Here is a 3,987-nt window from a genome sequence, read left to right on the forward strand (position 1 = left end):
AAATACATCTCTTCCTTCATGGACGGCATAGTTAGCGGTAATCAGCGACCCACTTTTCCGCTTTGCTTCTATAATAAACGTTCCAGTGGATAATCCGCTAATAATTCGATTGCGTGCCGGAAAGTGCCATCTAAGCGGCTTGGTATCAGGTGGATATTCCGAGAGGACTAGCTGTGTTTGCATCATCTTAACAGCGAGAGCCATATTCTCTTTTGGATAGATATGGTATAGCCCTCCGGCAATAACGCCAATGGTCCTCCCGCCTAGTTTTATGGTCTCTTCATGGGCTAAGGCATCTACCCCGGTTGCCAGTCCGCTTACAATCAGAATACCCTGACTGATCAAGTCAGGAAAAATATGCCGGATCGCTTTTTTTCCGTATGGGGTGGCCTGACGGGATCCGACAACCGCTAGTTTCGGTTCTTTTTCTAATAGGGCAATGTCACCCTTTGTGTATAAGGCCCATGGTGGTTGATAGATTTCTTTTAAAACATGAGGATATTCTTTATCAAAAATTGTGATGACATCAATGTCATTGGTTTTAAATTGACGGATTTGTTCATGAATGCTTTCAGAAGAAAAGGAAGTAAATGAAGTTAACGAGGAGCCGTGGGAAACCGCAGGGTAGATTGGGTTAGAAGGATTGGTTGAAATGGGAGCTCGGTAAACAGACTGGAGAGAGGGGTCTTTTTTCAACATGTGAAAGACGGTTTTCCAGGAGATATCGGGGTAATGCAGTAAATGAATAAATTTTTCTTTAAACTCATCCATAAATAAAAACCTCCATTTTTTTAATTTATCATAAATAGTCCCTCATAATTTGAGGGACTATCTGTTAACCATCTTAGTGAGTCTTACACTTTTCGTATAGACCTTGTTCTTTTAATACTTCAATTAAAGTTTCACCCATAACTGACGGGGTATCAGCAACTTTAATACCGCATTCGTTCATGATGCGGATCTTTTCATCAGCTGTACCTTTCCCACCTGAAATGATAGCACCAGCATGGCCCATTCTTTTTCCTGGAGGTGCTGTACGACCGCCAATGAAGCCAACAACAGGCTTAGTCATGTTTGCTTTTACCCATTCAGCTGCCTCTTCTTCTGCCGTACCGCCAATTTCACCAATCATGATAACCGCATAGGTTTCTGGATCTTCATTAAATGCCTTTAAAACATCAATAAAGTTGGTGCCATTTACTGGGTCTCCGCCGATTCCTACTGCTGTCGTTTGACCTAAACCAGCTTGGGTTAATTGGTGAACAGCCTCATATGTTAAGGTACCAGAACGGGAAACGACACCGACATGGCCTTTTGTATGAATATATCCCGGCATAATCCCAATTTTACATTCATCAGCTGTAATCACGCCTGGGCAGTTTGGACCAACTAAACGAGTCTTTTTGCCTTCCATATAACGTTTAACTTTTACCATGTCTAATACTGGAATATGCTCAGTGATACAAATAACAAGATCTAGTTCAGCATCAACTGCTTCAATAATAGAGTCTGCCGCAAATGGAGCTGGAACATAGATAACGGAAGCATTTGCACCAGTCGCGTCAACCGCATCTCTTACTGTGTTAAAAACCGGTACTCCTTCAACTTCTTGACCAGCCTTACCTGGTGATGTACCGCCGACAATTTTTGTTCCGTATTCAAGCATTTGCTTTGTATGGAAACGGGCCGTTCCGCCAGTAATACCTTGAACAATAACCTTTGTATCTTTATTAATAAAAACGCTCACGTGAATTCCCCTTTCTTTCGATCCTATTTGACTAATGAAACAATTTTTTGTGCACCGTCAGCCATGGATTCAGCAGCAATAATTTCAACGCTTGACTCAGCAAGAATTTTCTTACCTAAGTCAACATTGGTTCCTTCTAAACGAACAACAAGCGGAACCGATAGTCCAACCTGCTTAGCTGCTTCTACAACACCCTCAGCAATGACGTCACACTTCATGATTCCACCAAAGATATTTACAAAAATACCTTTTACATTTGGATCTGAAAGGATAATTTTGAATGCTTCTGTAACTTTCTCAGCAGTTGCACCGCCCCCAACATCAAGGAAGTTGGCAGGGTCGCCGCCGTAGTGTTTAATGATATCCATTGTGGACATCGCTAGTCCTGCACCATTAACCATACAGCCGATATTTCCATCTAAGGCAACATAGCTTAAATCGTATTTAGATGCTTCGATTTCCTTTGCATCTTCTTCTTCAAGGTCACGATAGGCCAAGACATCTTTTTGGCGATATAGAGCATTCGAATCAAAGTTTAATTTAGCATCTAATGCCATAACCTTGCCGTCACCTGTTACTACTAACGGGTTAATTTCAGCAATTGAACAATCTTTTTCAATATAGGCATTATATAAGCCCATCATGAACTTAACTGCTTGGTTGACTAACTCAGTTGGAATATTAATATTAAAGGCAATACGACGTGCCTGGAACGACTGTAAGCCAATAGCAGGATCGATTTCCTCTTTAAAAATTTTCTCCGGTGTGTTGGCTGCTACCTCTTCAATTTCAGTACCGCCTTCTTCAGATGCCATTAAAACGACACGTGAAGTGGAACGGTCTAGTACGAGACCAACATAGTATTCTTTTTTAATGTCGCAGCCTTCTTCAATTAGGAGGCGTTTTACTTCTTTACCCTCAGGACCAGTTTGGTGTGTAACTAGAGTTTTTCCGAGGATTTCATTTGCATATGTACGAACCTCATCAAGGTTTTTCGCAACTTTTACTCCACCGGCTTTTCCCCGTCCGCCCGCATGGATTTGCGCTTTTACTACACATACCTGTGTACCTAGTTCTTTAGCAGCTTCTACTGCTTCTTCAACCGTGAATGCCACTTTTCCGTTTGGAACAGATACCCCGAATTGCTTGAGGATCTCTTTTCCTTGATACTCATGGATATTCATTTCCCATCCTCCTATCAAACTCTTCAAAAAATTGACTCCGTTTTCATTTTATATAATGATACAAACCTTGTCTACCTTTTCGTACTAAAATTATATTCATCTTTATAATATTCTGAAAAGTAATAGAAATGAAACCGATTTCATAGGATTTTTACTACTTTTCAATTTTTTTACGATAATAAAAAAAACAGGCCTTGACCTGTTATTATACTAAATTATTATGTTGATATAGTCCTTTACTGGGGCAAAACTTTTTCGATGGTATGGGGTGATGCCGTACTGTTTGATGGCTTGTAAATGCTCCTTTGTTCCATAACCCATGTTTTGTTGAAACCCATAGACAGGATAGCTAAACGATAGTTCCTTCATTAACGTATCCCTTGCTACCTTTGCAACAATGGAAGCCGCCGCTATCGAGATACTTTTGGTATCGCCTTTAATTATGGATTCTGTCGGATACGGGGTTTCAAGCTTCATCGCATCAATCAGTAAAAAATCAGGCTTTGGCTCAAGGGAGACAATTGCTGCATACATAGCCTTCTTAGTGGCTTCATAAATATTAATCTCATCAATTTCTTCGGCATGTACCATCGCCACACTGTACGCGATAGCCTCTTTTTTAATAATGGCATCGAATTCTTGACGCTTTTTTTCAGTCAGTTTCTTTGAATCATCTATCCCAGCTAAGAAAAAGTCATCAGGTAAAATAACAGCGGCTGTCACAACCGGGCCTGCGAGTGGTCCCCTGCCCACCTCATCAACCCCAGCAATGAGATTAAAGCCTTGTGACCGTACCTTTCGTTCATAATGGTTCATTTCAAAGAACTTTTCTTGCAGGCGTTTTTCTTGTTCCCGCTGTTTTTTCCATTTGGCCAAGCATTGTTGGGCACCTTTTCGCTCATCGTTTTTGAGCTCAACAATAAAAGGATCCGTTTCTACTAAAATACTAGCCAGCTTTTCTTCTATTTGGGCAATTGAAAGTTTCTTCATTTGTAGTCACCTTGTCTATAAATTGGGCTGTGATAAACTTGAATGTTGATTTCCGCTCCAGGCGGC

General features: G+C 40.8%; 4 protein-coding genes. All 4 read right to left on the reverse strand.

Features of this window, described 5'->3' with window-relative positions; all coding sequences use genetic code 11:
• A partial coding sequence (gene dprA / locus V7077_RS07595) for a DNA-processing protein DprA (protein ID WP_335500047.1) occupies positions 1 to 771 on the reverse strand: 771 nt, incomplete at its 3' end.
• Between the two features lie 73 nt (positions 772 to 844).
• The gene (gene sucD / locus V7077_RS07600; protein WP_215040770.1) at positions 845 to 1,747 is read right to left on the reverse strand and encodes a succinate--CoA ligase subunit alpha; all 903 of its coding nucleotides are present in this window, start codon (positions 1,745 to 1,747) and stop codon (positions 845 to 847) included.
• Positions 1,748 to 1,770: 23 nt separating this feature from the next.
• Positions 1,771 to 2,931 carry an ADP-forming succinate--CoA ligase subunit beta gene (sucC, locus tag V7077_RS07605; protein WP_335500049.1) on the reverse strand — a complete coding sequence of 387 codons (1,161 nt, stop codon included), beginning with the start codon at positions 2,929 to 2,931 and terminating at the stop codon, positions 1,771 to 1,773.
• 210 nt (positions 2,932 to 3,141) lie between these two features.
• On the reverse strand, positions 3,142 to 3,921 hold the full coding sequence (locus V7077_RS07610; RefSeq protein WP_335500051.1) for a ribonuclease HII: 780 nt from the start codon (positions 3,919 to 3,921) through the stop codon (positions 3,142 to 3,144).
• Positions 3,922 to 3,987 lie beyond the last annotated feature (66 nt).

The organism is Neobacillus vireti (assembly GCF_036962465.1).
Taxonomy (GTDB): Bacteria; Bacillota; Bacilli; order Bacillales; family Cytobacillaceae; genus Neobacillus; species Neobacillus vireti_B.